This is a genomic window from Parachitinimonas caeni, assembly GCF_030129945.1.
GTDB classification, from domain to species: Bacteria; Pseudomonadota; Gammaproteobacteria; order Burkholderiales; family Chitinimonadaceae; genus Parachitinimonas; species Parachitinimonas caeni.
Genome location: NZ_JARRAF010000112.1, coordinates 1 through 1,947 on the forward strand (window position 1 = coordinate 1; position 1,947 = coordinate 1,947).

1 protein-coding gene is annotated in these 1,947 nt (G+C 62.0%); it reads right to left on the bottom strand.

What is annotated here, in order from left to right; all coding sequences use genetic code 11:
* Positions 1-1,947: type VI secretion system Vgr family protein (locus tag PZA18_RS23805; protein ID WP_284103386.1), on the bottom strand; the 1,947-nt coding region annotated here is incomplete at both ends.

Genomic DNA, 1,947 nt, shown 5'->3' on the forward strand with positions numbered 1-1,947 from the left:
CGACATTGACGTTGTAAGCCATGCCGATGGTCATCATCTTGGCCAGGCCGACGTTCTGCATATAGGCCATGCCAACCGTCTCGGTCTTGAGCTGGCCGACCTTGATCGACCAGTTCTTGCTGATCTTGTCCTGCTCATTCCTGCCTATCTGCTTGTCACGGCTGCTGCCCACCGACAGGGACTGGTTCTTGCCGATCGTTACCGACTCATTCTTGCCCACGTCCTCATTGCGGTTATCGCCAATCGAGATGGTTTCGTTGTGATCGACCCGTTCCTTGCGGTGCTGGTGGATGGTGAGGGTTTCATTCTGATCCACCGTCTCCGTCCGGTTCTGGTGAACGGTGATGGTTTCATTGCCATCCACCGTCTCAGTGCGGTGGCGGTGGACAATCGTGGTCTCGTCGCGGTCGATGGTCTTGCGCCGGTCATTGCCGACCCAATGGCTCTCATCATGCTCAACCTCGATCCGCTGATCCTTCTCGGCGTGCAGCCAGACTTCTTCGGCGCCCTTCTTGTCTTCGAAGCGCAGGGCGTTGGCGTGGTCGTAGTGGCCGCCCTGGCTGGAGCGGCTGAGAATACCGGACTGGGTCTTGTTGCCGGGCAAGTCCCACGGTGGCATCTGGTCGGCGTTGTAGACACGGCCGGTGATCAGGGGTTGATCCGGGTCACCTTCGAGGAAGCTGACCACCACTTCCTGACCGATGCGCGGAATCGCCACCATGCCGAAGTTCTGGCCGGCCCAGGGTTGCGAGACCCGCACCCAGCAGCTGGACTGGTCGTTTTTCTTGCCCCGGCGGTCCCAGTGGAACTGCACCTTGACCCGCGCATGTTCGTCGGTCCAGATCTCTTCGCCAGCCGGGCCGACGATGACGGCGGTTTGTGGGCCTTGCACGATGGGTTTCGGCGTGCTGCGCTCGGGCCGGAACGGCAGGTTGGAGGGCAGGGCCTGGATATCGACCTGGGCTTCCCACTCGCCGCCACCGGAGCGGTAGTCGGATTCGGACAGGTGCAGGGTGGCTTGGGCCACCAGATATTGCCGGTTCTGGTCGCCACGCGGGTGCTCGGTCAGGCTGAACAGATAACCGACCGGCAAGCCGCGCACCGGGCCTTGGCCGACCACCCGTTCATGCCGGGCCTGCAGTTCGTCGATACGGACCCGGGCGTAGTGCTCGCCGACGCCGGGGTCCACGTATTGGCCGGGGTAGTCGTAGATTTCGTGCTTGGCCTGCGGGTGTTCGCGGTCCACGATGGCTTTGACCTTGAGGTCGGCCTTGGGCTTGAGGAAGTCGTAGTCGTTGAGCACGTAGTCGGCCGGCTGTACGGATTTCTCGGTGCGCCAGTGGGCCATATGTTCGCGGTTGACGGTCATGCCGCCATCCTGCCCACCCAGATAGAACGGGACTTGTTCAAAACCGGGGGCCGGGCTGTGGCTGGCAATGCCATCGGCCAATACCAGGGTATGTTTGCCGCCGCCGTGCTCGAAGTAATAGTAGATGCCTTCTTCTTCCATCAGCCGCGACACGAAGTTCAGGTCGGATTCACGGTACTGGATGGTGTAGACGCGCTGCGGATAGCTGGCAGTGAGGCGATCCTTGAACACGGCCACGCCATGATCGCCGAACACCTGCTTGATGATCTCGGGCACGGTCAGGTTCTGGAACACCCGGCAGTCGGTGGTGCGGGAGAGGAACCAGAGCCAGGGCCGGACCGAAGCATGGTAGCGGTGGTAGTCGCCTTCCCGGCCGATCTGGGCGAAGCGGGTGACGTGGCCGCAGATCTGGCGTTCGCTGCCATCCTGCAGTTCGATGTCGAGCGAGACCGGATGCCCGAGCAGCGCTTCGAAGTTGATGTCGGGTTTCTTCGACAGGACTTCGATCTCGGCCTCGAACACGGTGGAGAGCGCATCGCGCAGGGTCATGCTGCGGAACAGGAGGGCGTCATCGCCCA